The sequence below is a fragment of the Telluria sp. ZB2R32 genome, assembly GCF_059685715.1.
In genome coordinates this window covers 589970-613090 of the sequence record NZ_JCASIG010000004.1, presented here as the reverse complement: position 1 = coordinate 613090, position 23121 = coordinate 589970, and the positions used below count along the sequence as shown (strand labels likewise).

Genomic DNA, 23121 nt, shown 5'->3' with positions numbered 1-23121 from the left:
GCCTGGGAACTCGTACTTCGACAGCAGTTCGCGGACTTCCATTTCGACCAGTTCCAGCAGTTCTGCGTCGTCGACCAGGTCGCACTTGTTCAGGAACACGATGATGTATGGAACACCAACCTGACGCGCCAGCAGGATGTGCTCGCGGGTCTGTGGCATCGGGCCGTCAGCGGCCGAGCACACCAGGATCGCGCCGTCCATCTGCGCTGCACCGGTAATCATGTTCTTGATGTAGTCGGCGTGGCCTGGGCAGTCGACGTGTGCGTAGTGACGGTTTTCCGTTTCGTACTCGACGTGCGCGGTGTTGATGGTGATGCCGCGTGCTTTTTCTTCCGGAGCTGCATCGATCTGGTCGTATGCCTTCGCTTCGCCGCCGAACTTCTTCGACAGAACGGTTGCGATTGCAGCCGTCAGGGTGGTTTTGCCGTGGTCAACGTGACCGATGGTGCCGACGTTGACGTGCGGCTTGGTCCGTTCGAATTTACCTTTTGCCATTTGAGACTCCTAACGATATTTTGAGAATTACCAGGCACACCTGACGGACGAGTACAACGCACTGCCGCTTTAAATTCTGGTGCCCTTTACGTGGATTGAACACGTGGCCTCTCCCTTACCAAGGGAGTGCTCTACCACTGAGCTAAAAGGGCTGATGTTTGCGCCGCACATACTGCGACACAATTTACTGGAGCGGGTGAAGGGAATCGAACCCTCGTCGTAAGCTTGGAAGGCTTCTGCTCTACCATTGAGCTACACCCGCGAGGTACAACTTCAATTCGACTTCACGACTTCTTCATTTGGTGGTGGGGGCTGGATTCGAACCAGCGTACTCAGAGAGGGCAGATTTACAGTCTGCTGCCTTTAACCACTCGGCCACCCCACCGCGAAGAACCGCAGAGTATGAAGCAAGCTCAACATGCTGTCAACTATTTTTGCCTTTACTACCAACCTGGCTCAAATAGCAGCGTTGCTTCGGGGCGTGATTGTAACCGCCGGGGGTAGGATCTGCAAGGCTATTTTTTCAAGTACTTTGCTGGCTACTTGCGCGCCACCCTCGGGCGTGCTGCGTTACTGTATGCCTCAGGCATGTAAATACGGTGTATATGGACAGCCACGCGTCCCGTTATCCCCGCTGGAGCTGGCAGGACATCCTGCTGGCCAACCTGTCGATCGTCGCGGCCTACTTCGGCACGGGACTGCTGCTCGACGCGCTGTCGCTGCCTTCAAGCTATGCGCTGCCGCTATTCCCGCCGGCCGGGATCGGCCTGGCCCTGGCCACCGCCGGCGGCATGCGCGTGCTGCCCGGCGTCGCCGTCGGCGCGGCGCTGGCCAATCTGCCGCTGCACCAGGCCAATCCGGCGTTCACGGCGGGTGCGGCGCTGGCGGCAACCTGCGCCAGCATGCTGGGCGCGCTGCTGCAGGCCTGGCTCGGCGCGCGCCAGTTCCGCCGCCGCATGCGCCCTGCGATCGACTCCGGGCGCGACGTCATCGCCTTCCTGCTGCTCACGCCCCTGGTCTGTCTCACCAGCGCCAGCATCGTGGTGCCGGCGCTGTCGCTGCTGGGCGCGGTCGACGCGCCCGACCGCTGGCATGTCTGGTTCGCCTGGTGGGCCGGCGACACGCTCGGCGTGCTGCTGGCCGCGCCGCTGTGCTGGATCGTGTGCGGCTCGCCGCGCCGCCTGTGGCGCCGGCGTGCGCTGCTGGTCGCGCTGCCGCTGCTGGTCACGAGTACCGCGGTGCTGGTCATCTACCGCCTGGCGCTCGGCTGGGAGCACGAACAGCATTTGCAACCCTACCGCCTGAAAGCGCAGCAGACGGCGGATTTGCTGCAATCCGAATTCAACGAGCACGTGCGTTTCGTGGGCACCTTTTCCAGCACCCTGGCCGACACCGAACATATCCTGGCGCGCGACAAGTTCCTGCGCATCGCCACCGGCTATGCCGATGGCCGCCCCGAGATCGAGGCCATGAACTGGATGGTGCCGGTCACCGGCCTGGAGCGTCCCGGCTTCGAGGACTGGGTGCGGCGCACGCTCGACCCGGCCTTCACCGGCATCCGCGACATGGACGGGGTGCGCCTGATCGCTGCCGCCGAACGCGAACGCTACCTGCCGGTGCTGTACGCCTGGCCGACGACGCACAACGTGATCCGCGGCCTCGATTATCTCGCCGCGCCGGGGCGGGCGGCAGTGGCGGCGCGCGTGCTCGTCTCGCGTGCGCCGGTCGCCACCGAACCGTTCATGCTGCAGACGCGCGATGGTCCCGGTATCGCCCTGATGCGCGCGGTGGGCGACCCCAGCGGACCGCCGGCGGGCGTCGTCGCCTTTGTGCTCAACGCGCGCGTGCTGCTCGCCCAGGCGATCCGGCGCGCCGGTTTCGACGGTTTTAACGCCGCCCTGGTCGACGTCACCGGCGGCGCCGCGCTACCGGTGGCGGGCGCGCTCGGCAGCCCCCGGCGCGACGATTACCGCGTGCCGCTCTCCTTTGCCGGACGCAGCTACGTGGTCAACTTCCGCCCCACCGCCGCCTACATGGATGCCGAAACGGGCGCCGCCAGCTGGACCGTGCTGTCGGCCGGCCTGCTGCTGACCGGCCTGCTGGGCGCGCTGCTGCTGCTCATCAGCGGCGAGCGCGACGTGATCGAAAAGCTGGTGGCCGACCGCACGGCGCGCCTGCGCGACCGCGAAGCGCGGCTACAGGCGGTGCTCGACAACGCCGCCGACGCCATCATCACGGTCGATGCAGCCGGCATGGTGGTGTCGGCGAATGCCGCCACCGCCGGCCTGTTCGGCTACCCGCCGCAACACCTGATCGGCCTGCCCTTCGGCACGCTGGTGCCGGCCGGCGCCCACAGCGACGCCAACGCCCAGCTCGGGCGGCTGTCGAGCGCGCCGCCCGAAGAAGCGGTACTCGAGGGTTTCAATGCCCGGGGCGAACCCTTTCCGCTGGCGATCTCGGTGGCGCCGGTCGACCTCGAATGCGAAGTTTTTTTCGTCTGCATCCTGCGCGACCTGACCGAGCAGCAGCGCGCGCAGGAACGCATCCACCGGCTGGCGCACCACGACGCCCTCACCGGCCTGGAAAACCGCTTTGCGCTCAACGTGCGCCTCGAACAGCAGCTGGCGGCGGCGCGGCGCCACAACGCCCCGGTGGCGGTGCTGTTCATCGACCTCGACCATTTTAAAAAGATCAACGATTCGCTCGGCCATACCGCCGGCGACAAGCTGCTGGTGGGCGCCGCCGAACGCATGAAGGATTTACTGCGCGAAGTCGACACGCTGGCGCGCCTGGGCGGCGACGAATTCATCATCGTGCTGGCCGGCCCGCTCACACCCGACAGCGTCACCAGCGTCGCGGTGCGCGTGGTCGAATCGCTGTCGCAGCCGTACCAACTCAATGGCGCCACCGCCCACAGCGGCTGCAGCGTCGGCGTGGCGCTGTTCCCGGACGACGGCGAAGACGCCTCGACATTGATCCGCCATGCCGACATGGCGATGTACGCGGCCAAGCGCGAGGGACGCGGCAATTTCCAGTTCTTCTCGCCCGAGATGAACGCCGCCACCCACGAACACCTGCTGCTGGAAAACCGCATGTGGAGCGCGCTCAGCGCTGAAGGTTTCGAACTCTACCTGCAGGCGCAGGTGGAACTCGACACCGGACGCGTGATCGGCGCCGAAGTGCTGCTGCGCTGGAACGACCAGGAACTGGGCAGCGTCGAGCCGAGCCGCTTCATTCCCGTGGCCGAGGAAAGCGGCATGATCGTGCCGCTCGGCGACTGGGTGCTGGGCCAGACCATGGCGCTGCTGGCACAGTGGCAGCGCGAAGGCCTCGACGAACTGCGCCTGGCGGTGAACCTGTCGGCGCGCCAGTTCTCCGGCTCGTCGCTATTATCTCGCCTGGACGAACTGGTGGCGCAGCACGGCATCGACCCGTCGCTGATGGAACTGGAGATCACGGAAACGGCCGCCATGCGCGACCCGGAAGCGACGCGCCAGCTGCTGCGCCAGCTGCGCACGCGCGGTTTCAAACTGGCGATCGACGATTTCGGCACCGGCTATTCGTCGCTGTCCTATCTAAAACTGTTTGCGATCGACCGCATCAAGATCGACCGCGGTTTTGTCAAAGACATCGAGCACAATCCGAACGATGCGGTGATCGTCGCCGCCACCATCGGCCTGGCCCACTCGCTCGGGCTGGCGGTGGTGGCCGAAGGCGTCGAGACCGAGGCGCAATGGGGCTTTTTGCGCGACAAGCGCGGCGACGAAGCGCAGGGCTACCTGTTTGCGCGGCCGATGCCGGCCCACGAATTCCGCGAATTCATCCGGCGGCAAGCGCAGACAGTACCTGACGCTTGAGGGCGCGGATCATCGCGGTTTCGTCGGGTGGCACGCCCTCCAATGCGGTCACGGCGCGGTCGGCATAGAAAAAGCCGAGTTGCGCCTTGCCGACCACGAGCGGCAGCACAATAAAACTCTTCGCGTCCGGCAGCAACGCGCGGTGCCAAGCCGGCAGCAGGTCGCGGATTTTAGGGCTGCCTGCATCCGAGATCATCAGGTCGGCATCGTTTTCCATCGCCAGCGCGAACAGGTCGCGCGTGCCAGCGGCGGGCAGCGGGAACAGGAAGCCCGCCTGCACCTGCGCCTGTTTCACACCGAACGAAACACGGGCGCGGTACTGGCCGGCGCGCCCATCCTTTAAACAAACCGTGGCGAAGCGGAATCCCAGCGCCTGGTACAGCGTTTCGAGCACGGCCAGGATGACGTCGTTGACGCGCGTGTTGGCGCCGGCGCGCAACTGCGTCACGTCCTGCACCCCGGCCAGCAGCAGTTCGCGCGCATTTTTCGGTTTGCCGCTCGGCCAGGCGCCCTCCTCGTCTTCGCCGGCATCGAGCGTGGCCAGCATCAGCACGTCGGGCAAGCCCTCGCCGTGTTCGGGCGCGGGTGTCGGCAACGGCTGCAGGTTCATGCTTTCCATAAGGCCCTGCATGCCCTCGCTCACGTTCGTGAACAGGCGCTCGAGGCCGGCCGCATCCATCTCGAAGGCGGCGCCATAGCGTGCCAGCAGCGCGCGGGCTTCCGGGGTGGCGGCCGGGTCGCCGTTCCTGGCGAGCAGGCGCGCCACGTCGAGGCTGAACGAGGCGACCTGGCGCATCCATTCGGCGCGGTTGGCGGCTGTTTTCAAGGCGCCGGCGGGCAGCGCGGCCTGGGCGCGCACGATCACGTCCGGGATCTTCCACTCGGACAGCACGGCGGCACACAAGGTGTCGTAGCTGCAGCCGAGGATCATCTGCGAAGCTTGCGCCGGCGTGTGCCTTGCACCGGCGGTAAGCTGGGTAATTTCACGGTAGCGCACATGCTCGTGCGAGGCCACCAATAAGGCGCCCAGGTTCTTGAACAGCGCGCCGATCGCCGCTTCCTCGGCCCCCTGGTAGAACGACAGCTTCGCCATTTCTCGCCCGACCAGGCTGGCGCACAGCGAGGCTTGCAGCTCGGCGCGCACGCTGCCGGCGTGGGCGCCGCTGTCGACGCCGTTGTCGAGCGTATCGACTAGCAGCATCGCCAGCGCGGTGGTTTTCACGTTGTCGAAGCCGAGCAGCGCGATCGCGCGCGAGACCGTCGTCACCGCGGTGCCGGACACGGTGCGGTAGCGGACCGTGTTCGACAGGCGCAGGATGCGCTGGGTCAGCGCCACGTCGGACAGCACGAAATAGGCGAGATCGTGCGGCCCCTTCTCGTCGGCGTCGGCCAGTTCGATCACCCGCGCGATCGAGCCGCCGAGGGCGAACATCTCTTCGTCGCCGTTCACTTTCTGCATCAAGGCCGCGCGCACGCGGCGGGTGGCGCCCTCATCGAGGGACTGGTGTGCTTCCGACATCTGGGATTACCCGGCTTTCCTGGCGCTTACGCGCTCATTTGCTCACTTTTATTTGTTGACCTTCTTGTACTTCCTGAGCACCGCCTGGTGCAGCGCGCCGAGTGCGGCCAGCTTCGGGTTGCGCGGATCGAGGCGGCGTACGGCCGCCAGCTGCGCCAGCGCCTGCTGGCCGAGTTTGTCGTCCCAGCCGGTGTGTTCCAGGCAGCGCAGCAGCGCCAGCGCGGCATTGAAGGCGACTTGCGGATTACCCGGCATGCGCAGCGCCGCTTCCTGCATCAGGCCGACGGCGCCCTGGTAGTCTCCGCTGCGCGCACGCTCGGCGCCATTGGCCACCAGGTCGACCACGTGCTGGCGCGTTTCCTGCGCCAGCGTCGTGCCGAGTTCGGCGTGGCCGGCTTGCGCCATGACGTTCAGCGCGCGCTCCATCGCGCTGGCATCGGCGGCGTTGCGCATGACGTCGCGCACCAGGCCGGCCGCGCCATCGGCCATGTCGTGCGCCAGGCAGCTGCGCGCCAGCTCCAGTTTCAGATCCGGCGACATGGCGGGCAGGTCGCGGCTGGCGGACACCGCGGCATTGAGCGACACCAGCAGGCGTTCGTCGTTGCCGGTGTATTCGTGCAGCAGCGCCGACGAGATCGCGCTGCAGGCGTCGGCATGGCTTTTGCCGCCCATCGAGCGGTCGAGGTCGCGAATCACCGAAGCTGCCGCCACCGGATCGCCTTTGCGTACCAAGGTACGTACCAGTTTCACGTGGTCTTCGGGATCGCGGAATTCCGAATATTTGGCTTTCGCCACTACCTGCTTCAATACTTTTTCGGCGGTGTCGTCGTCGCCCGCCTCGAAGGCGACTTCGCCCAGCGTGCGCAGGCGCCGCACCGCATGCGGAGAGACCGCGACCGCACGCGCCAGCACCTGCTGCGATTGAGTCAACTCGCCCAGCGCCGTGTGGGTGCGCGCCAGCCAGTCGTAGGCGTCGACGAAATTCCTGTTGGTCTGCACCAGCTCGGTCAGCAAGGTGCCGGCTTCCTCGTACTGTTCGCGCAAATACAGCGTCTTGGCCAGACCGAGCCGGGCCCAGGCGATCGCGCGGCTTTCCGCGAGTTGGCGGTAGATCGGTTCGGCCAGGCTGGCTTCGCCCAGGAACAGGTGCAGTTCGGCGCGCAGGCGCAGGAAGTCGACGGTATGGCGCGGGTGCGCCGCTTCGCCGGCGATGCAGGCCTCGATCGCCTCGTGCTGGGCGCCCGCTTCCATCAGGCGGTACACCGGCAGGAAGACGTTGCGCTTTTCCAGCGCGCGGGCGATGCGTTCGAGCAGGCGGTCGGCCGTAAACGGTTTCAGGATGTAGTCGGTCGGGGCCAGTTCGGCGGCGCTGACGACTTTGCCGTAATCGCCCTCGGCGGTGACCATGAAGAACATCGTCGCCAGCGAAATGAGCTTATGGTGGCGCAGGTCTTCGAGCAGCTGCTGGCCGTCCTGGCCGCCTTCGAGGTCGTATTCGCACAGCACCAGGTCGAAGCCGCGCACGCTCAGTTGTTTCACCGCCTGGTTGGCGCTGCTGGCGTGCTCGATGCGGGTCAGGCCGCACATGTTGAGCATGCTGTGGATATTCGCCCGCATGCCCGCATGGGGCTCGATGAGCAGGGCGGTAAGGCCGTCTAATTCATTCATGGCTGTTTCCGTTCAGGCCGGCGGCAATGCGCGGCTACGCTGGCCGCTGCCGACCGAGTATATTACGCCGAGGGAACAAATCAGATGAATTGGGTAGTGACTTGCGGAAAAGCGGGTTGCAGGTGGGAAAAAGCAACAGTTGGTGCGATGTTCCTGCATCTGCGTGGGCACAGACCGCCCACCCTACAAGTCTTGCACGTGCTTGCCACCACAGGTAATGGGCTCTCGAGCCCATGCGGATTAAAAACACGACAAGCGCCACAGGCAACAGCCCACGAACGCTGAACTTAAAATTAAAACCCCGCGTCCGCCCGCCGCGCCGCCTGCTTGCTGCACTCGGCATGCGCCGCACTGCCGACGACGTTCTGGTAACGCACCTCGTACTTGCCCGCCGCCAGCCCGTCGATGGTCAGCATATTGTTGGCCAGCACATACGCATGGCGCACGTTCGAGCGCCGTTCGAGATCAAAAATTTTCACGAACACGGGAGAAGCATTCGCGCTGTTGTCGACCACCACTGTCATCTCGCGACCGCTGTTGCCCAGCGGGTAGCCGGGAATGTAGCCGGACTGGTCGGGCCAGGGTTCGCCATTCGGCGCGGCCGGGGTGGCGAGGTCGGTATCGCATTCGGGCTGGCGCGCCGGCACCACCAGCTGGGTCACGGCCAGCGCCTTGACGACCGCGGGCGGAGAATTGACGCCGGTCGGGATCGCCCAGGCGTCCGGATCGGGGGCCGGCACCGACGTCACCGGCGCGATGGTTTCCGGCTTGTTGAACGCCAGTGCCGTCGGCAGCAGGCGCGGCTGTTTGACCAGCACCAGTGCGCAGACGGCGCCGACGGTGATGCCGCCGAACAGGCCGAACCACCAGCGCGCATCGCGCCACAGGCGCCGGCGGCGCCGGTTATGCGCCGGTGGCGGCGTTTCCCAATTTTCTCCGCGCGGACGCGCGGGTTCTTCGGCGTTGCTGCTCTCCAGCCACTCGACTTCCCACTCCTCGGCCGCGATCCACTCGTCGTGCTCCTTGCGGCGGGTCGGGTCGGACAGGATGTTGTAGGCGGTGTTGACGATCGCCATGATGCGGGCGGCCTTTTCGTCGCCCTGGTTCTTGTCGGGATGGTATTTCTGGCTGAGCGCCTTGTAGGCTGCACGCACGACTTCCTGCGGCGCGCCGCGCGCCACTTTCAGGTTGTCGTAATGGGTGTGAATCTTGGCCATGGGTGTCTGGTGGCATGCCGCGTGCAGGTTCTGGCTGGGATATCGGCGACCCCAACCGATACAGCATAGCCGGGTTTGTATCCCCAGCGCAAGTTATCAAGTCTATAAGCGATGACGTCGATCAGCCCGCACGATCGCGTCCGGCAGATCCACCGCATGGCCGACGATCAGCACCTTGAACAATTCTCCCATTTCGCTCGGCGCGACGAGCTTATGCACGGCTTTCGACTGTGGCAAATAACGCACAGCGTCGTCGGGATCCGTGCGTAGCAGCAGGTCACCGATGCCGCAGCCGAGTAGGAAGCCGGACTGGTTCAGGTAGCCCAGCACCGGCAACCCGACATCCTGGGCCGCCAGCGCCATCGCCGTGAAATCGACGTGGGCGGTGATGTCCTGCAGACCCGGCAGGAAGAACGGGTCCGGGTGCGAATGGTGGCGGTAATGGCACATCAGGGTGCCGCCGCTGCGCTGGTCGACGTAATATTCGTGCGCCGGGAAACCGTAGTCGAGCAGGATGGCCGCGCCCTTGTTACCCGAGAACATGGCCGCCAGCGACCCCATGAAGCCGCAGGCGACCGGGTGCAGTTCGGTTAGATAGCCCGCCGGCAGGGTGTCGGCATCCGGTATCTGGCGCGCCAGTTGCGCCGCCAGCGCATCGTCCAGCTCGGCCTGCAGGTAGGCGAAGCGGCCCTCTTCGACCGTCACCATCTGGCGGCGCCAGCCATTTTCCGTTTTCAGGACCAGTTCGACCGGCATGGCGTCGAGCACTTCGTTGGCCAGCACCACGCCATTGAACGCGTCGGGAAAACCGTCGCGCCATTCCACCTGCGGGAAATCCTTCAACGCTTCCTGCTGGCGCGCGCGCAATTCGCCCGACAGTTCGATGATGGTGTAGCTGTCAACTTGCACACCTTCTGCGGCCAGGGCGGTGAGCACGTCGCGCGCCAGCTTGCCGGTGCCGGCGCCGAATTCGATGATGTCGGGCGCGCTTTGGGCGATAATAGCGGCTGCCGCGCGTGCCAGCGCTTCCCCGAACAGGGGAGAAATTTCGGGTGCGGTCGTAAAATCGCCGCTCGCGCCCAGCTTGGCGGCGCCGCCGCTGTAGTAGCCGAGCCGGGGCGCATACAGCGCCAGCTCCATGAAGCGCGAAAAGGGAATCGCACCGCCCGCCTCTTCGATATGGGCGGCAATTTCCTGTTGCAAGGCGTGGGACGCGGCCAGCGCGTCGCTGTCGGGAAGGGGTAAGGACATTCCGGCATTGTAGCCAGATCGGCAGGGATCAACAATTTCGCTCAACCGCAGACCATGACGCACATCACGCCATCCGCCACTGACGCTCAAACTCGGGTTGCACTCGTCACCGGCGCCGGTCGCCGCCTCGGCCGTGCGATCGCGCTTGGCCTGGCCGCCGCCGGCTGGGACATCGGTGTGCACTACCGCCATTCCGAGCGCGAAGCGGCCGAGACAGCGGAAGCGATTCGCGCTCTCGGCCGGCGCGCCGCCCTACTGCCCTGCGACCTCGGCGACGAAGCGGGCGTGCGCGCGCTGCCGGGGCGCGCGGCGGAGGCGCTTGGGCGCGTGACTTGCATTGTGAATAACGCTTCGTTGTTCGAATACGACAACGCCACCAGTTTTTCACCGAGCCTACTTGCGGCGCACATGCGCACCAACCTGGCCGCACCGCTGCTGCTGGCGCAGGCTTTACATGCGGCCACGCCCGACAACGAGCAGGCGGTGGTGATCAACCTGCTCGACCAGAAACTGTACAATCTCAACCCGGATTTTTTGTCGTACACGCTGTCCAAAGCGGCGCTGGACACCGCCACCACGATGCTGGCGCAGGCGCTGGCGCCGACAGTACGCATCGTCGGCGTCGCCCCCGGCATCACGCTGGTGTCGGGCGACCAGAGCGAGGATGGTTTTGCGCAAGCCCATACGCAAACGCCCTTGAAACGCTCGTCGACGCCGCAGGATATTGCCGACGCCGTCGTGTACGCGGCATCGGCGCGCGCGCTCACCGGCACGACGCTGGTAGTCGACGGCGGCCAGCACCTGGTGCCGCTGGCGCGCGACGTGATGTTCCTTACGAAATAAATAACCCAGTTCACACCTGAAGAAAGTTTTCTTATGCTGTCCGCCCTGACCCACCCGAGCTTGCGCGATTGCCGCCGGCTGTTCCTGCGCAATTACGAAGTGATGATCAACATCGGCGTGCACGACTTCGAAAAGAAGGGAGAACAGCGTGTGTTGATCAATGTCGACCTGTACATCCCGCTGGCCGAATCGACCCCCCACACTGACCAGCTCGACGAAGTCGTCGACTACGATTTCATGCGCGAGACCATCGCCCAGCGCATGGCGCAAGGCCACGTGCACCTGCAGGAAACCCTGTGCGACGACGTCGTGCGCGCCATGCTGGCGCATCCGCGCGTGCGCGCCGCGCGCGTATCGACCATGAAGCCGGACGTGTATCCCGACTGCGAAGGCGTCGGCGTGGAAGTATTTCAGATCAAGGAAGAAGCATGAGCGCGGTATTGAATGAAAACAAAGAAAACCTTTCCGCACTGCCGGCGGCTGACGCCGACGTCAGTACGGAAACGAAAAAACTGGAAAAGATCGCCTACGAAAACGGCAAGTTGCATAAACGCCTGTGCCGCCTGGTCGGCCAGGCGATCGGCGATTTCAACATGATCGAAGACGGCGACAAGGTGATGGTCTGCCTGTCCGGCGGCAAGGACAGCTACGCCCTGCTCGACATCCTGATGACGCTGCGCGAACGCGCGCCGATTCACTTCGATATCGTTGCCGTCAACCTCGACCAGAAACAGCCGAATTTTCCGGCCGAGGTGCTGCCGGCCTACCTGGACAAGCTCGGTGTGGATTACCACATCGAAAACCAGGACACGTATTCGATCGTCAAGCGCCTGGTCCCGGAGGGCAAGACCACCTGCTCGCTGTGCTCGCGCCTGCGCCGCGGCATCCTGTACCGCGTCGCCGACGAACTCGGCTGCAACAAGATCGCCCTCGGCCACCACCGCGACGACATCCTCGAAACCTTCTTCCTCAACATGTTCTTCGGCGGCAAGCTGAAAGGCATGCCTGCCAAGCTGGTGTCGGACGACGGCAAGCACATGGTGATCCGCCCACTGGCGTACGTGAAGGAAGCCGATACCGAGCGCTATGCAGAGGTAAAGGGCTTCCCGATCATTCCGTGCGATTTGTGCGGCTCGCAGGAAAACCTGCAGAGAAAACAGATCAAGGCCATGCTGCGCGGCTGGGAAAAGACCCATCCGGGACGCGTGGAAAATGTGTTCTCGTCGCTGTCCACCGTGGTGCCGTCGCACCTGCAGGACCGGAATCTGTTCGGGTTCATGGACCTGAAAACGGATGGCGTGGTCAATCCGAACGGCGACATCGCTTTTGACGAAGAGCCGTGCTCGACGCCGGTAGCGAATACGATTTCGCTGACGCAGCTGTAATCGTTTGGTTTGAGCTATCCAGGACGGCAGCGTGATTACGCTGCCGTTTTTTTTCAGCCGAGCGCCATGCCGAACAGCTGCAGTTCGCGCGCGGTATCCGGCGCCTGCACCGTGCGCTCGAATCGCAGGCCCAGCTTTTCGAGCAGGCGGATCGAGGCGGCGTTCTCGGGAACGACGGTGGCGACCAGGCGCTTCAGGCCGAGCGCGCGCGCATGCGCCAGCACGCCCTGCGCCGCCTCCAGCGCATAGCCCTGGCCGCCATACTGCGGCAGGAAGGCGTAGCCGATGTCGACGTCGTCGAGGAAATCGCGTTGCGCCAGGCCGCACACGCCGAGCGGGTGGCCACCCTCCTTCAATTCGACGACATGAAAGCCGAAACCGTGACGGGCCACCATCGCCATCGGTCCGTTGAGGATGTACGCGCGCGCGCCTTCGACGGTGCGGATGCCGCGGTCGCCAATAAACCGGTGCCAGGCGGGATCGTTGAGCAGGCCGAGCATGAATTCGGCATCATCGAGGGTCATGTGGCGCAGGCGCAGGCGCTCGGTTTGCAGGACGATCATCAAAGGCTCATTGCGTTGGGAGAGGGCGCTGGCGCGACGCCAGCAGCGCGCCGGCGAACAGCGCCAGCGCCGAAAACACCAGCCCGCGCTGCAGGCCGCCGGGGCCGTCGGCGATCCAACCGATGGCCGACGGCCCGACGACCTGGCCCAGCGCGAACACGGTAGTAAATGCGCTGATGCCGGCCGACCAGGCGTGCTGCGGCAGGTTGTGGCGCACCAGCGCCGTGGTCGAGGCCACCACCGACAGGAAAATCCCGCCGAACAGCAGGCCCGAGACGAACATCAGGGCGGGCAGCGCCGTCAGCGCCGGCAGGAGCGTTGCCACTCCCAATAAAGCGTTCAGGATCGCCATCGCCTGCCCGCCCTTGAAGCGGTCGAGCATGCCGGCCCAGATGCGCGACGAGGCCATCACCGCCAGGCCGAGCATGGAATAAAACAGCGTGATGGTGCCGCCAGCCATTCCCTGCTCCCGGAGCAGGGCGATCACAAAGGTCATGTAGCCGATATAGCCGACCCCGAACATGAGGTAGCCCGCCAGCCCGAAGCCGAAGGGAGACAGCCGGAACCCGCCCTGCGCGCCCGCCTGCGAAGGCGCGCCGTCGACCTGCCGCGCCGGCGGGATCATCGCCAGCGTCGCCAGCAGGCACAGCGCCGCGAGCGCGATCCAGGCCCATTGCCAGGCATGTTCTGCGCCCTGCGCCGCGGCGGCATCCATGGCCAGAGGCACCAGCAAGGCAGAGGCAGTGATGCCCAGGCCGGTGCCGCCGTAATACATCCCCAGCAGCAGGCCGGCGCGCTGCGGGTGCAGCAGGCCAAGGCGGGCCGCCAGCAGGCCGCCGGAAATGAAGATGAAGGCGCTGGCGATGCCGGCCAGGACGCGCTGGCCGATCAGCAGCCCGGCGTCGACCACGAAGCCGGAAAGCAGCATGAACAGGCTGGCCAGCACGGCGCCGCCAACCAGGGCCGCTTGCGCGCCGTAGCGCCGCATCAGGGCGGGCGTGGCCAGGGCGCCGAGAAAATAGCCGAGGGCGTTCCCGGTATTCATGGCGCCCGACAGGAAGTAGGACCAATCGAGGTCGGCGCGCATGGGCGGCAACAGGAGCGCATAGGAAAAGCGCGTCAATCCCAGCGAGACGGCGGCGCCGAGCGACAGGGCGAAGGCCGTCAGGAAGGGCCGCCGCGCGGCCAGCGAGGCCGGACCGGGCGAGGTGTTCGAGGCGCTGTTCGCATGGCTGCTCATGGCATGATTGTAGATTCAAAACCCGGCTGGCCGGCATTATCCGGTAGCAGTATTACAATCCTGGTTCAATCCGAGAAAGCCGATCCCATGTCCCTGCCACGCCTGCTGACCGTCCTTACGCTTGTTCTCTCCATGATCTCGCCTGCTACCGCCCTCGCCGCTCCCGGGATCGTCTATCTCGTGCGCCACGGCGAAAAGACCTCTGACGAAAAAGATCCCGTGCTGACGGCGCAAGGACGGCAGCGCGCGCAGAACATCGCCACGATGTTGAGCAAGACCGGCATCGCCCACGTCTTCAGCACGCCGACGAACCGCACGCGCCAGACCGCGCAGCCGCTGGCACAGGCGCGCGGCCTGCCGGTGCAGGAATACGATCCGCGTGCCCCTAAAGCGCTGGTCGAAAAGGTGAAGAGTTTGAACGGACCGGTGCTGGTCGTCGGCCACTCGAACACGTTATCGGAGCTGGTGCGCCTGTTCGGCGGCCAGCCGGGCGTCGAGATCGCCGACAACGAGTATGACCGCGTTTACCAGCTGATTCCCGCTGCGGACGCAGTGACCACGGTGGTGTTCACATCCCTGCCGCCGACCGGCCCGGCGCCCTGAGTCCTATAAAGTGCGCTCGAGGCCGAGACGCATGCTGGCCATACCATCCCAGGCCAGCGCGCGCGTGACGGTGCTGCCGTCCGCCCCGCGGTACACCGTCCCGGCGCGCCGCAGCTGGCCCAGCGCATTGGCCGCGCTCACGCGCACGCGCCACTGCGCGTCCAGCTTGCGGGTCCAGTACAGGTCGAGCAGCGCCAGCCTGCCGGCCCAGGTGGCGATGCCATCGTTCGAGCGGCTGCGCGCGCTGCCGCGCAGATTCAGGTTGGCGCCTGCGTCCCAGCCGGCGCCGCGGTAATCGATGCCGGCATTCGCCGTGAACGGCACCTGTTCGGCCAGGGTATTGTCGGGAGCGGGCACGTTGCGCACCCGTGACCAGTTGCGGGCCGCGTTCAGACGCAGCGCGAAGGCCATGGCGCCGAGTTGCACGGGCGACTTCAGGTCGGCCTCGATGCCGGCCAGGTCGGCATCCCCATTGTTGATCGGCCGCGCAACCCAGCTGGCGCCGTCGCGGTACAGCTGCTCGGTCGTCACGTCGCTCACGCGTTTTACGTAGCCCGACAGCGTGGCCGTGCTGCCCTTGCCGAGCGGGCGCTCCCAGGCCAGGTCCAGGCCCCAGCTCAGTTCCGGGCGCAGGTCCGGATTGCCCTCGGCGTCGGGATTGGCCGGGCCGTTGTTGTTGTTGATGGTATAGCGGCGCGGCACCAGGTTGCCGGTCAAGGGCGCTTTATAGGTGCGCGCCAGCGCCAGGCGCAACTGGTTTTTGGCCGGCAGCTTCCACAGCAGTTGCAGGATCGGGCTGGCCACGCCGCTGCTGGTGGCCACGCGCGCCAAGTCGGCGCCGTCGGTCTTGGTGCGCAGTCCCTCCCAGCGCAAGCCGGCATAGCCTTCGAAGGCATCCGAGATGGTCCATTCGTCCTGGGCAAACAGTGCCAGGCGCTCGACCCGCGCCGTGTAGTCCTGCAGGCGCAGCGCCGCGTTGGCGACGCCGTCCAGGGTATCGGACTGGTTGCGGTGCTCGCCGCGCGTGGTGCGGCTGGCATCCCAGCCGAGGCCCAGGCTGTGCGCAGCGCCAAGGGGCGCCAGGTATTTGCCGTTCAAGCCAGCGGTGCGCTCGTCCGCGCCGGAAGCCACCGCCCGCGCCAGTCCCGGCTCGCCGCCCGGGCGGGTACCGAGGAACAGGTAGTCGCCGCGGCGCCGGCTGGTATCGAATACGCCTTTCACGGTCAGCTTGCCGGCACCCGTCAACCGGTGGGCCCAGGCCAGGTCGCTGCGCAGGTTGGCGACGCGCGAACCGATACTGGCGCTGCTGGCGGGGTAGTCGGTCGGCGGTCCGCGCAGCGTCGCTTCGTCCGCGGTCGTGGCGCCCTGCGAGCGCACCAGGCCAAGCAGGGCAGTCCAGCCGAGGGTGTCGCCATTGTCGAACGTCCAGTTCAGGCGCGGCGTCAGGTTCAGGCGGCGGGTAGCCGCAAGGCCGGTCTCGGTAAAACGCCGCGCTTCGATCGTGGCGCCCGCCTGTGCTTCCTGTGCCAGCGTCTCGCCGGTCAGCACGCGGTCGATGCGCATGCTGCGCTCGAACGCCGTCCCCAGCGACCAGGTCGCATTCCCGCGCTTGCCGCTCACCTGCGTCGACGCCGACGGGCTCCATTGCCCGCGCTGGTAGCCGCTGGCGAGCTTGTCTTCACGCCGCGGGCCGCTGCGCTTGCGCAGCACGATGTTGATGCTGCCGGCGACCGCCTGCGCACTGCGCTCGGCCGTCGGACTGCGCGCAATCTCGATCCGCTCGACCAGTTCGGGTGCGATCGCATCGATACTAAAACCCTGCGCCACCGGTTCGCCATCGACCAGGATCTGCGTATAGCCGCTGCCGAGGCCGCGCATGCGCACTTCATTGCCGGCCACCGAGATGCCGCCCTGGCGTTTCAGCACGTCGGCCAGGTTGCCGTCGCCATAGGCGGCGATCTCGGCGCGTCCGACGACTTTATTCGCGGCCGCCGTATCGGGCCGATCGACCGCGCCCTTGATCTCGACCCGCGCCGGCGCCTCCTGCGCGGCGGCATACGGTAACGGGGACAGCAGCAGGAGCAGGGACAGGCGATTCATGGACGCGCGGCAGTAGGCTGGAGCGGCGATTCTAGGGCTTGCGCCATGCACGGCGCCAGCCGTGTGACGAAATACCGCCGGGGCGTGACGAACGCTGCCGGCCGCCGTTTTTGCCCCTGCCGGCGCTGCTATACTCGGCGCACCATGACGCCACAGCACAGCAAGATCGTCCGCACCATCGCCCACCACGTCGCCTTCTGGACCGCGCTGTGCGCCGCCGGCGCGCTCGGCGTGTACGCCGACCGCGTCCAGCTCGGCCGCGACGCGGTCTACGCCCTCATCCTGCGCGAATGGTGGGTCGGACACATCCCGGTCATGGCCCTCAGCAGCGCGCTCAGCCTGGCGCTGGTGCGGCGCCCCGCCCTGTTCGTCGAACGCCGCACGACGCTGCGCGTATATGCCGGCATCGTGCTGCTGTTCCTGCCGCTCGAATGGTGGTTCCTCGCCTGCGCCGACGTGCTGCTGCGCGGCGAGGTGCTGACCCTGGCCAGCGGCTGGCGCGAATTCACGCAGATGGGCAAGATGACCTGGTTCAGCGAGACGGCCTGGACCACCGGCACCTTCATCGCCATGGTCGCCATCGGCAACCACCGCGAAGCGCGCGCCCGCAGCGAAGCGTTTACCAAAGCCCAGGCCGAAAACCTGAACCTGCACCTGGCCCTCGAACAGCAGCGCATGCTGGCCCTGCGCGCCCAGCTCGAACCGCATTTCATCTTCAATGCCTTGAACGCCATCAGCGCCCTGGTGCGCGCCGGCGACAAGGCCGATGCGCTGTCCGGCATCGGGCGCCTGTCCGACCTGCTGCGCTATGCCTTGTCGGCCACCCAGCGCGAACAGGCGACCATCGACGAAGAACTCGGTTTCGTCCGCGACTACCTCGCCTTGCAGCGCCTGCGCTACGGCGAACGCCTGCGCATCCGCATCGACGGCGACGACGAGCGGGTGCGGCGCGGTGAATGCCCGCCCCTGCTGCTGCAGCCGCTGATCGAGAACGCGCTGCGCCATGACCTCGATTGCCACGACGGCGCCGGCGACATCCGCCTCTCGTTCGAGCGCAGCGCCGACGCACTCCTGATCCGCGTGATGAACCCGGTCAGTGCCTACAGTTCGCCCAATCCCGGCACCGGCCTCGGCCTGGCGAATACGCGCGCACGCCTGGCCCTGGCCAACCCGCGCGCTACCCTGCGCACCGAGCAGCAGGGTTCCCACTTCCTGGCCGAGATCAGCCTGCCGCTGGCGCTGCGCGACTGACCATGCATCCGCCCATTCACTACGCCATCGTCGACGACGAAGAACCGGGCCGCAACAACCTGCGCCTGGCGATGGAGGCGCACCCCGGCTGGCGGCTCGCCTTCGAGGCCGACAGCGCGGCGCGCGCACGCGAGGGGCTGGCAGGCTGCCGCATCGACCTGCTCTTCCTCGACATCCAGATGCCGCGCGAATCGGGCCTGCTGCTGGCACGCGAACTCGGACGCCTGGACGAACCGCCGCTGGTGGTGTTCGTCACCGCCCACAACACCTACGCGATCGACGCCTTCGAAGTGCACGCGCTCGACTACCTGCTCAAACCCCTGGACGATGCACGCCTGGCACAGGCGGTCGAACGGGCCACGCTGTTGCTGGCCGGACGCCAGCGCGGCGCCTACGGCCGCGCGCTGCAGGCCTATGCCGAAGGGCCGGCCTATCTCGCGCAGATCAGCGTACGCTCGGTCGGGCGCATCGACCAGGTGCGGGTGGCCGACATCCTCTGGTGCGAGGCGCAGGGGAATTATGTGGCGCTGCATACAGCGGCCGGGTCGCCGCTGCACCGGGTGGCGCTGAGCCGCCTGGAAGAGTACCTCGATCCGGCGCAGTTCACCCGGGTGCATCGCGGGGTCATCGTGCGCAGAACGCAGAGCGCAGGCTTGAGCGTGGTGGGAGATGGGAGTTATCTGCTGCGGCTGCGCTGCGGGGCCGAGGTGCCGGTGAGCGAGCGGTATGTGGGGGCGGTACGAGCGCTGTTGGAGGCGTAAGTTCTGCGATACCTGCGTCAACGGCTTGGGTCATTGTTGCGATTGAAAGACCGGCCTACCGCGTGGGCACAAGTGCCCACCCTACGTTACGCCAGCGCCGCGTCAATGAATCGAGACAGCGGCGCACCGTAGGGTGGGCTCTCCGAGCCCATGCGGAACACCGTTTGCGGCCATGTGGCTTCATTATCGCCACGTACCGGCGATTACGGCGCGACGTTCGCGCGCAGCACCGGATACAGATTCAAGCGCTCGTCCCACGACGCATGGCGGCGGGCGAAGAATTCGAGGCGGGCGTGGGGGTTTTTCGCGAATGCCGGGTCGCTTTCGAGGCGGCGCTTGAATTCGGCGGCCACGGCCGGGTCGGCCGCCATCTGCTCGCGCGCGACGTCTTCGGCGACATACTCTTCCATGTATTCCTTTGGCTCGAAGGCATTGTTGAACAGGCCCCAGGCCAGCAGCGAATCCGGCGCCTGCGGCTCGAGCAGCGCCATTACCAGGCGCGCCTTGGGCTGGGCGATCGGCACGAACAGGGCGCCGCGGCCGACGTCGCGCGCTTCGCTCTTCCAGCTGCCTTCCACCGTCAGGCGCTGGTGCGATTCCAGCGATTTGGCGCCGAAAGTCGCCTTGTCGGCGCGGAAGGTCTCGCCGGCGAAACGCGCCAGCGGCTTGTCGAGCTTGCGGAAAGTGACGCCGTGCTGGGTCAGCTTGGCCGCGACCATGGCGGCATGCGCAGCGGGGACGATGTAGCCGGCGCGCGGGGCCGCCACCTGCAGATCGGCCACCACCTCGTCGCGCAGCGGCACGCGCCAGACTTGCGGCTTGCTCTCGTCGTAGCGCGTCATCAGGATGCCGGAAACGTCGGACGGCGTGCGCGTGTAGGCATAGCCGTTGAAATCGACCATGGTCGATTTCTCGGTGGTCTTATAGGTCAGCGCCACCGGGGTGCCGGCCAGGCGCGCGGCGCGGGCGTCGGCCGCGGCGGCAGCAAGCTGCCACTCCTTGCCATGCTGCGCCACCTGCTCCAGCACCGAGATCACGCTGTTGTGGGTGATGCGCACGCGGGTCGGATAATCCTTCCACGAATGGGTCTCGACCAGCATCGCCATGCGGTTACGCAGCGGGAAGTAGCCGGTCGAGAAGCGCGGGTCGGAGACGCCGTCAATAAAGCCCGATTGCGGATCGTCGGTTCTGGCGAACGACATGTAGTAGGACTGCGGCGTGGAGCCCTGCCTGGCGATGTCGGCGATGACGTTGGCGCGCAGCGCCAGGCCGGCCTTGCGGAATTCCGGATCGGCGGAATACACCGGTTCGACCTGGATCGAGACATCGTGCTGGAACTTGGCGCCGTCGGTCACGTGCAGGTCGACATAGGTCAGCGGATCCCAGGCGTTCACCAGGTTCAGCATGGCCTGCATCTCGGGCGCGTCGGCTTTTACGTAGTCGCGGTTCAGGTTGAAATTCTGGGCGGTGGTGCGCCAGCCCATTTCGACCGGGCCGCGCTGGTTCGGGCGGTTCCACTGCTGGAAGCGCTCGTGGCCGTCGACGTTGAACACCGGGACGAACAGCAGCACCTGCTTGTCGAGGGCGCCCTTGGCGAGACGGTTTTCCAGTACCTCGCGCAGCGCCAGGAAGCCGGCGTCCTTGCCGTCGATTTCGCCGGCGTGGATGCCGCCCTGGATCAGGGTGACCGGCAAGCCCTTCTTCGCGGCCGCCTGCGGCGTAAAGGCGCCGCTGCGGGTGGCGACCAGCGCCAGCATCGGCCGGTCTTCTGGCGTGCGTCCGAACTCGATGCATTTGACGTCCTTCGGATACGCCTTGGCGAAGGCTGCGCACAGTTGAATCACTTCGTCGTAGCGGCCGGTGGCCTGGAAGCCGGAGCGCTCCGAGACCGTGGTCAGGTTGGAAGCGGCCGCATTGGCGAGGGCGGACAGAGGCGAGGCGGCAAGCAGCGCAAGCAGTAATGCAGAACGAATCATCGGTGAAGCTCCGGCAGGTGAAGGGGGCGGCAAAGCGGAAAATTATAGTCGGGTTTGGCCCCGTGCAGACGAGCGCTTTACGGTCCGGCGCTTTGTTATGCTCGGCCGTATTGACACTTGCGAGGGGAATACCGATGACGACCGAACTGACGCTGCTGGCCTGGACCCTGGTGCTGGCGCTGGTGCAGATCATGCTGACGGCGCAGCTGCGCACGCAGGAGACCGGCCTGCAGTACAACATGAGCGCGCGCGACGGCGAGGCGCCGCCGCCGCGCCCCGTCACGGCGCGCCTGCAGCGGGCGCAAGCGAACCTGTTCGAAACGCTGCCGCTGTTCGCCGCCGCGGTCCTGATCGCCCATGTGGCGAACGAGGAAAGCGCGGTGACGCTGTGGGGCTGCTGGCTGTACCTGGTTGCGCGCGTGGTTTATTTACCGCTGTACGCGTTCGGCGTACCGGTGCTGCGCTCGCTGGTGTGGGGCGTGTCGCTGGTGGGGCTGGTGATGGTGCTGGCGGCGGTGCTGGTGAATTGAAAAGCCGCTGCAAATGATCGGCGTTATGTATGCAAGAGACGCACGTAACGCGTGGACTCAGGAGTCCACCCTACGTTTCTGAATGCGTGGACGGGAGACCCGTCCACGCTACGGGCTTACGGCAATGCAGCGTTCCTAGCGCGCCCTGGTATGAATCGCGATCTGCGCCCCCATCGGCTTAACCGCAGTACGCGCCGTGATCGCCATCGCCTGCGCCGAGGTGCGGGCCTGCGCCGGGCAGACGCCGCTGGCGCGGTGGCTCAGCGCCGTCGACAGCAGCGCTTCGTTCGGATCGCCCAGGTCGCGCGTCAGGTCGTCGGCCACGGCGCAGGTGGGGGCAAAGCCGTCGCTGTAGTCGCCAAAACCCTTGGCATTGACGCCCTTGAACTCGATCGAGAAATACGTGGTGCCGCAGTTCGGTACCGGGGTGAAGCCGTAGGGCTTGCCGCAGGTCTGGGCGCCGATCACGTCGACCTGGACGTCGATGCCGCGCAGCGCATTGATCACCGCCTCGCTGGCCGAGCAGGTGCCGTCGGTGGTCAGGATCGTGACGCGGTTCAGGCCCAGGGTCGGCAGCGGCGTGCCCCTGGCAACCGTGCCGGCGCCGGCGCTGAAGCCATAGGCGGTCGCCGGGAAGCGGATGGTGTCGCTCGGGTCGACCGGGATCTTGTCGTTGTACTGCAGGCGCTCGAACACCTGGCCCGTCGACACCGGGCCGGCAATCATGTAGCCCAGTTCGGCGGCCACGTTCAGCAGGCCACCGCCGTTGTAGCGCATGTCCAGCACCAGGCCGTCGACGTTGGCGTTTTTCAGGGTCGTAAAAGCGTCGATCAGCTGGCGCTCGGCAACCGCATTGTGGTTCTCGAAGCTCAGGTAGCCGACCCTGCCGCCGGCGCTATCGATCACCTTGGTCCCCTTTACCGACAGCGCCGTCACGTCCTGGGCCGGCATGGTGACGGCGATGTTTTCGGCGCCGCGCCGCAGGCTGAAGCTGTGCGATTCGCCCGGCGTGTCGGGGAACAGCGCGTCGTTGATCCGGTCGACCGACGTGCCATCGCTGGCGTTGACGAAGTCGACCCCATCGACCACGGTCAGCTGGTCGCCGCGGCGCAGGCCGGCGGCGGCGGCCGGCGAGCCCGGTTCGACGATCGCGACGTTCCAGGTGCGCGGCGCGGTGGCGCCGGCGCTGCTCCAGGTGATGCCGTAGCCCAGCTCGATGCCCGAATTGGTGCGCTTGTCCCAGTCGGCCGAATCGTAGGTGAAGTGGAACTGATCCTTGGGCGTGCCCGATGCCGTCACGGCCGGCGTTTTGAGGCGATTGAAATAGTCGATCGGGTTGCTGAAATCGGCCATCCTGATATTGGTCGAGATTTCGTTGTACCAGAGGTAGTTCTGGTGGGTCCAGGCGCGCAGGAAGGTCAGTTCGTCGCGCAGGGTGCCCTGCTTGTCCGGATAGGCCTTGCCGGTGTATGGATCGATGCCGCTGCGCGGCTTGGCGCACAGGTTCCAGTAGTTGCTGAAGGCATCGCCCAGGGTCGCGACGTCCGGTTCGGCCGCGCTGGGGTCGGTGGCCTGCGGTGCTGTCATGCTGCCGACGGAACCCCCACCGCCACCACCGCAGGCAGCAAGCGTCAGCGCGGCGATCAGGCCGGTGCCGATCAGGCGAAGCGGGGTGGCCAGGCGGCCATGCGGGGAGGTGGGCGATTTCATAGGAAATAGTTTAGGAGACAAGGTCGTAAGGAAAGAGTAAGACATGCCTGCCGCTTTGAGAAGGCAGTCCGTTTGCCACCCCGCCCTTTTTTTGAAAAACCGGTTTTTAGTGCCGTGAAACAACAACGCCAGGACCAGCTGAGAGCTGGGCC

At 66.1% G+C, this 23121-nt stretch carries 18 protein-coding genes and 3 tRNA genes; 8 read left to right on the top strand and 13 right to left on the bottom strand.

Features of this window, described 5'->3' with window-relative positions; translation table 11 throughout:
- The 4 genes from AC56LG_RS15200 to AC56LG_RS15185 all read right to left on the bottom strand — a co-directional run.
- Window positions 1-495 (bottom strand): GTP-binding protein (locus tag AC56LG_RS15200; RefSeq protein ID WP_497166894.1); only part of this gene is annotated, 495 nt, incomplete at its 3' end.
- A gap of 77 nt (window positions 496-572) precedes the next feature.
- Window positions 573-647 (bottom strand) — tRNA-Thr (locus tag AC56LG_RS15195).
- Window positions 648-683: 36 nt separating this feature from the next.
- Window positions 684-757 (bottom strand) — tRNA-Gly (locus tag AC56LG_RS15190).
- Window positions 758-795: 38 nt separating this feature from the next.
- Window positions 796-880, bottom strand: a tRNA-Tyr gene (locus AC56LG_RS15185).
- Between the two features lie 220 nt (window positions 881-1100).
- Here AC56LG_RS15185 and AC56LG_RS15180 point away from each other — a divergent pair.
- Entirely contained in the window at window positions 1101-4352 is a 3252-nt protein-coding gene (locus AC56LG_RS15180) for a bifunctional diguanylate cyclase/phosphodiesterase (protein WP_497166893.1), read from the top strand.
- Here AC56LG_RS15180 and AC56LG_RS15175 read toward each other — a convergent pair.
- The 4 genes from AC56LG_RS15175 to AC56LG_RS15160 form a co-directional block, all read right to left on the bottom strand.
- The gene (locus tag AC56LG_RS15175; protein ID WP_497166892.1) at window positions 4315-5871 is read right to left on the bottom strand and encodes an HDOD domain-containing protein; all 1557 of its coding nucleotides are present in this window, start codon (window positions 5869-5871) and stop codon (window positions 4315-4317) included. The genes AC56LG_RS15180 and AC56LG_RS15175 overlap by 38 nt on opposite strands.
- A gap of 48 nt (window positions 5872-5919) precedes the next feature.
- Window positions 5920-7539 (bottom strand): response regulator, encoded by a 1620-nt coding sequence (locus AC56LG_RS15170; RefSeq protein WP_497166891.1) that lies wholly within the window; start codon window positions 7537-7539, stop codon window positions 5920-5922.
- A 293-nt stretch (window positions 7540-7832) separates the two neighbouring features.
- Entirely contained in the window at window positions 7833-8756 is a 924-nt protein-coding gene (locus AC56LG_RS15165) for a J domain-containing protein (protein WP_497166890.1), read from the bottom strand.
- A gap of 102 nt (window positions 8757-8858) precedes the next feature.
- Window positions 8859-10007, bottom strand: coding sequence for a class I SAM-dependent methyltransferase (locus AC56LG_RS15160; protein ID WP_497166889.1), 1149 nt, complete (start codon window positions 10005-10007; stop codon window positions 8859-8861).
- Window positions 10008-10061: 54 nt separating this feature from the next.
- Between AC56LG_RS15160 and AC56LG_RS15155 the strand changes: the two genes are divergently transcribed.
- From AC56LG_RS15155 to ttcA, 3 genes are read left to right on the top strand one after another with little or no spacing between them, the layout of a single operon-like run.
- The gene (locus AC56LG_RS15155) at window positions 10062-10850 is read left to right on the top strand and encodes an SDR family oxidoreductase (RefSeq protein ID WP_497166888.1); all 789 of its coding nucleotides are present in this window, start codon (window positions 10062-10064) and stop codon (window positions 10848-10850) included.
- Window positions 10851-10883: 33 nt separating this feature from the next.
- Window positions 10884-11282 carry a dihydroneopterin aldolase gene (locus AC56LG_RS15150; protein ID WP_192055111.1) on the top strand — a complete coding sequence of 133 codons (399 nt, stop codon included), beginning with the start codon at window positions 10884-10886 and terminating at the stop codon, window positions 11280-11282.
- Entirely contained in the window at window positions 11279-12235 is a 957-nt protein-coding gene (ttcA, locus tag AC56LG_RS15145) for a tRNA 2-thiocytidine(32) synthetase TtcA (RefSeq protein WP_497166887.1), read from the top strand. Before AC56LG_RS15150 ends, ttcA begins: the two co-directional genes overlap by 4 nt.
- 53 nt (window positions 12236-12288) lie before the next feature.
- Here the strand turns inward: ttcA and AC56LG_RS15140 are convergent, their stop codons facing one another.
- Both AC56LG_RS15140 and AC56LG_RS15135 read right to left on the bottom strand, forming a co-directional pair.
- A complete protein-coding gene (locus AC56LG_RS15140; RefSeq protein ID WP_497166886.1) occupies window positions 12289-12798 on the bottom strand; it encodes a GNAT family N-acetyltransferase in 510 nt (169 codons plus the stop codon).
- A 7-nt stretch (window positions 12799-12805) separates the two neighbouring features.
- Complete coding sequence (locus AC56LG_RS15135; RefSeq protein WP_497166885.1) at window positions 12806-14038, bottom strand: YbfB/YjiJ family MFS transporter; 1233 nt, start codon at window positions 14036-14038, stop codon at window positions 12806-12808.
- An 87-nt stretch (window positions 14039-14125) separates the two neighbouring features.
- Between AC56LG_RS15135 and AC56LG_RS15130 the strand changes: the two genes are divergently transcribed.
- A complete protein-coding gene (locus AC56LG_RS15130) occupies window positions 14126-14641 on the top strand; it encodes a SixA phosphatase family protein (RefSeq protein WP_497166884.1) in 516 nt (171 codons plus the stop codon).
- Between the two features lie 3 nt (window positions 14642-14644).
- On the opposite strand, the gene AC56LG_RS15125 is transcribed toward AC56LG_RS15130, so the two are convergent.
- Window positions 14645-16741 (bottom strand): TonB-dependent receptor plug domain-containing protein, encoded by a 2097-nt coding sequence (locus AC56LG_RS15125; protein WP_497166883.1) that lies wholly within the window; start codon window positions 16739-16741, stop codon window positions 14645-14647.
- A 144-nt stretch (window positions 16742-16885) separates the two neighbouring features.
- On the opposite strand from AC56LG_RS15125, the gene AC56LG_RS15120 reads away from it, so the two are divergent.
- Both AC56LG_RS15120 and AC56LG_RS15115 read left to right on the top strand, forming a co-directional pair.
- Window positions 16886-17992 carry a sensor histidine kinase gene (locus AC56LG_RS15120; protein ID WP_497166882.1) on the top strand — a complete coding sequence of 369 codons (1107 nt, stop codon included), beginning with the start codon at window positions 16886-16888 and terminating at the stop codon, window positions 17990-17992.
- Window positions 17993-17994: 2 nt separating this feature from the next.
- The gene (locus AC56LG_RS15115; RefSeq protein ID WP_497166881.1) at window positions 17995-18753 is read left to right on the top strand and encodes a LytR/AlgR family response regulator transcription factor; all 759 of its coding nucleotides are present in this window, start codon (window positions 17995-17997) and stop codon (window positions 18751-18753) included.
- A 203-nt stretch (window positions 18754-18956) separates the two neighbouring features.
- Here AC56LG_RS15115 and AC56LG_RS15110 read toward each other — a convergent pair whose 3' ends face one another.
- The gene (locus tag AC56LG_RS15110; RefSeq protein ID WP_497166880.1) at window positions 18957-20729 is read right to left on the bottom strand and encodes a M14 family metallopeptidase; all 1773 of its coding nucleotides are present in this window, start codon (window positions 20727-20729) and stop codon (window positions 18957-18959) included.
- Between the two features lie 134 nt (window positions 20730-20863).
- Between AC56LG_RS15110 and AC56LG_RS15105 the strand changes: the two genes are divergently transcribed.
- The gene (locus AC56LG_RS15105) at window positions 20864-21259 is read left to right on the top strand and encodes an MAPEG family protein (RefSeq protein ID WP_497166879.1); all 396 of its coding nucleotides are present in this window, start codon (window positions 20864-20866) and stop codon (window positions 21257-21259) included.
- A gap of 135 nt (window positions 21260-21394) precedes the next feature.
- On the opposite strand, the gene AC56LG_RS15100 is transcribed toward AC56LG_RS15105, so the two are convergent.
- Window positions 21395-22969, bottom strand: a complete 1575-nt coding sequence (locus AC56LG_RS15100) for a S41 family peptidase (protein ID WP_497166878.1) — start codon at window positions 22967-22969, stop codon at window positions 21395-21397.
- Window positions 22970-23121: the final 152 nt, after the last annotated feature.

Excerpts from the sequence above, each read along its gene's own strand:
- AC56LG_RS15180 (WP_497166893.1), top strand. The coding sequence starts at position 1,101 with ATGGACAGCCACGCGTCCCGTTATCCCCGCTGGAGCTGGCAGGACATC.
- AC56LG_RS15175 (WP_497166892.1), bottom strand. The coding sequence starts at position 5,871 with ATGTCGGAAGCACACCAGTCCCTCGATGAGGGCGCCACCCGCCGCGTG.
- AC56LG_RS15170 (WP_497166891.1), bottom strand. The coding sequence starts at position 7,539 with ATGAATGAATTAGACGGCCTTACCGCCCTGCTCATCGAGCCCCATGCG.
- AC56LG_RS15165 (WP_497166890.1), bottom strand. The coding sequence starts at position 8,756 with ATGGCCAAGATTCACACCCATTACGACAACCTGAAAGTGGCGCGCGGC.
- AC56LG_RS15160 (WP_497166889.1), bottom strand. The coding sequence starts at position 10,007 with ATGTCCTTACCCCTTCCCGACAGCGACGCGCTGGCCGCGTCCCACGCC.
- AC56LG_RS15155 (WP_497166888.1), top strand. The coding sequence starts at position 10,062 with ATGACGCACATCACGCCATCCGCCACTGACGCTCAAACTCGGGTTGCA.
- AC56LG_RS15150 (WP_192055111.1), top strand. The coding sequence starts at position 10,884 with ATGCTGTCCGCCCTGACCCACCCGAGCTTGCGCGATTGCCGCCGGCTG.
- ttcA (WP_497166887.1), top strand. The coding sequence starts at position 11,279 with ATGAGCGCGGTATTGAATGAAAACAAAGAAAACCTTTCCGCACTGCCG.
- AC56LG_RS15140 (WP_497166886.1), bottom strand. The coding sequence starts at position 12,798 with ATGATCGTCCTGCAAACCGAGCGCCTGCGCCTGCGCCACATGACCCTC.
- AC56LG_RS15135 (WP_497166885.1), bottom strand. The coding sequence starts at position 14,038 with ATGAGCAGCCATGCGAACAGCGCCTCGAACACCTCGCCCGGTCCGGCC.
- AC56LG_RS15130 (WP_497166884.1), top strand. The coding sequence starts at position 14,126 with ATGTCCCTGCCACGCCTGCTGACCGTCCTTACGCTTGTTCTCTCCATG.
- AC56LG_RS15125 (WP_497166883.1), bottom strand. The coding sequence starts at position 16,741 with ATGAATCGCCTGTCCCTGCTCCTGCTGCTGTCCCCGTTACCGTATGCC.
- AC56LG_RS15120 (WP_497166882.1), top strand. The coding sequence starts at position 16,886 with ATGACGCCACAGCACAGCAAGATCGTCCGCACCATCGCCCACCACGTC.
- AC56LG_RS15115 (WP_497166881.1), top strand. The coding sequence starts at position 17,995 with ATGCATCCGCCCATTCACTACGCCATCGTCGACGACGAAGAACCGGGC.
- AC56LG_RS15110 (WP_497166880.1), bottom strand. The coding sequence starts at position 20,729 with ATGATTCGTTCTGCATTACTGCTTGCGCTGCTTGCCGCCTCGCCTCTG.
- AC56LG_RS15105 (WP_497166879.1), top strand. The coding sequence starts at position 20,864 with ATGACGACCGAACTGACGCTGCTGGCCTGGACCCTGGTGCTGGCGCTG.
- AC56LG_RS15100 (WP_497166878.1), bottom strand. The coding sequence starts at position 22,969 with ATGAAATCGCCCACCTCCCCGCATGGCCGCCTGGCCACCCCGCTTCGC.